Origin of the sequence: Paenibacillus athensensis (assembly GCF_004514475.2) — a bacterium.
Lineage (GTDB): Bacteria > Bacillota > Bacilli > Paenibacillales > NBRC-103111 > Paenibacillus_AL > Paenibacillus_AL athensensis.
Genome location: NZ_MYFO02000061.1, coordinates 1 through 513 on the forward strand (window position 1 = coordinate 1; position 513 = coordinate 513).

Here is a 513-nt window from a genome sequence, read left to right on the forward strand (position 1 = left end):
ACCAGAATGTGATCACAACGGTGACGCTGAACGGCAATACGCTGAGCAGCATCGTGAACGGAGTGACGCCGTTAATATCGGGAACTGACTACACGCTGGTCGGCTCGACGATCACGATTGACAAAGCGTATCTGGCCGCGCAAGCGAATGGTCCGGTAACGCTGACGCTGAACTTCAACGCCGGAGCGACGCAAACGCTGACGATTACGGTGAGCGATTCGACGCCAAGCAATAGCACAATTAGCCCAACAACGGCTACGTTTGATAAAAACACGGCCGATACGTCCGCAGGTCACTACCAGAATGTGACCACAACGGTGACGCTGAACGGCAATACACTGAGCAGCATCGTGAACGGAGTGACGCCGTTAATATCGGGAACTGATTACACGTTGGTCGGCTCGACGATCACGATCAGCAAAGATTATCTGGCTGCGCAAGCGAATGGTCCGGTAACGCTGACGCTGAACTTCAACGCCGGAGCGACGCAAACGCTGACGATCACGGTGAGCG

At 54.8% G+C, this 513-nt stretch carries 1 protein-coding gene; it reads left to right on the forward strand.

What is annotated here, in order from left to right; genetic code table 11:
* A partial coding sequence (locus B5M42_RS25190; protein ID WP_268999358.1) for a X2-like carbohydrate binding domain-containing protein occupies positions 1-513 on the forward strand: 513 nt, incomplete at both ends.